Origin of the sequence: Metabacillus kandeliae, assembly GCF_021166585.1 — a bacterium.
GTDB classification, from domain to species: Bacteria; Bacillota; Bacilli; order Bacillales; family Bacillaceae; genus Metabacillus_B; species Metabacillus_B kandeliae.
Map to the genome: position 1 here is coordinate 1 of NZ_JAJOZE010000029.1, position 1,400 is coordinate 1,400.

Sequence of the window (1,400 nt, forward strand, 5' to 3'; positions counted from 1 at the left end):
CGATGATGTATAAAAGTTTGTGTAAGGCGTTTTACTAGACAAAAAAACATTAGACAAAGTACTCTCGGTTTGTCCAGAACCATAATGAGAGGAGACTTTGTCTAATGAACAACTCTAATATAACGCAATCAACCCTTGGGGATCAACTTGAAGAGCTAGTGAAACAATTTGTTCAGGAAAAGCTGGAGATGATGCTGAGAGAGGAAATTCACAACTTTCTCAAAGTAGAACAGGAAGACGTCCAGAACTCCCGGAACGGCTATTATGAGCGAACCCTTGATACGAAATTCGGCAAGATTGATGATCTGTCTGTACCAAGAGATCGAAACGGCGACTTCCAAACAGCCATCTTTCAGCCGTATCAGAGAAGGGATGGGTGGCTGGAAGAAGCCATCTTATCGCTGTACCAAAACGGGGTTAGCACAAGGCAGGTAGGAAAGTTCGTTGAACGGATGCTTGGAAACTGTTATTCAGCTGCGACGGTCTCCAATATCACGGAAAAGATTCGCGAGGACATCAGTGCCTGGCAAGTCCGCCCGATTAAAGAAAATTACTGCGTCGTCTATCTGGATGCTCTTTTCTTTAAAGTCCGCCGGGATACGGTGGAAAAAGAAGCGATCTACATTGTAATGGGGGTTACGCTGGAAGGAAAGCGTGAGATTTTGGGCTTCTTTGTAGGAGGACAAGAGTCCTCTAACGTGTGGAAAGGGATTTTGGAAGGACTTCGCAAAAGAGGGCTGGAGAAAGTGCTGCTCGGGGTATTTGATGGCTTGGGAGGCTTGGAGGATGCTTTCCGTGAGGTCTATCCAAAGGCTGACGTACAGAGATGTGTGGTCCATAAAGTACGGAACGCGATGAGTCAAGTCCGCAAGGTTGATCAGCCAAAGATGGCGGAGGATCTTAAAACCATCTATACAGCGAACGACCTCGAAGAGGCAGAAAAAGCCTTTCAAACCGTGAAGGAAACGTGGACAAAGAAGTACAAGAAACTGATGGACTCCTGGGAAGATCAGCTTGATGTCCTCCTGACCTTCTACAAGTACCCAAAGCAAATCCGAAAGTATCTCTACACGACGAATATGATCGAGCGGACCATTAAAGAAATACGGAAGCGCCTGAAAACCATGAACAGCCTCCCCTCCATAGAGGCAGTCGAAAAAATTGTCTATTTGGTTTCTCATCAATATAATACCGCCTGGACTTCAAAAGCGACTCCAGGGTATGGATTGGCCAGCAAAGAAATCTACGAAATGTTTGAGGAAAGATACCCAGCGCAGCCATGAATTTTTTGAGGGGGGAAGCTAGCTTCCCCCCTCAAAAAACAAACAACTTAATCCCTGGACTGAACCTGAGAGTATATTTTGTCTGGATACCATTTACACAAACTTATTGACAGAGCC

General features: G+C 45.4%; 1 protein-coding gene. It reads left to right on the forward strand.

What is annotated here, in order from left to right:
- Positions 1 to 104: 104 nt before the first annotated feature.
- Positions 105 to 1,283 carry an IS256 family transposase gene (locus tag LRR81_RS21100; RefSeq protein WP_231791391.1) on the forward strand — a complete coding sequence of 393 codons (1,179 nt, stop codon included), beginning with the start codon at positions 105 to 107 and terminating at the stop codon, positions 1,281 to 1,283.
- Positions 1,284 to 1,400: the final 117 nt, after the last annotated feature.

Bases quoted from the DNA above. Each gene is read 5' to 3' on its own strand.
- LRR81_RS21100 (WP_231791391.1), top strand. From the start codon at position 105: ATGAACAACTCTAATATAACGCAATCAACCCTTGGGGATCAACTTGAA.